Annotated in this window: 1 protein-coding gene; it reads right to left on the minus strand. The window is 70.2% G+C overall.

The features are described 5' to 3' along the window. Nucleotides 1-255: dihydrodipicolinate synthase family protein (locus tag RHSP_RS31200; RefSeq protein WP_037155712.1), on the minus strand; the 255-nt coding region annotated here is incomplete at both ends.

Here is a 255-nt window from a genome sequence, read left to right on the forward strand (position 1 = left end):
CCTTCTGGGCGGCGATCACCGAACCGCGCGACAGAACGCGGGGGATGACCATCAGGCCCTTGGCGCCGACGTTCTGGGCGTGGGCCGCATGGGCAACCGCCGAGGCGGTGTTGACGGCGCCGGTGCCGACGATGACCGGGATGCCCGCCTTGACCAGGCGCTCGACGCCCTCCATGCGCTGGGCATCGCTCAAGAGCGGCCAGTCCCCCATCGAGCCGCAATAGACCACCGCCGACATGCCGGCGGCAATCAGCT

This window comes from Rhizobium freirei PRF 81 (assembly GCF_000359745.1).
GTDB lineage: Bacteria > Pseudomonadota > Alphaproteobacteria > Rhizobiales > Rhizobiaceae > Rhizobium > Rhizobium freirei.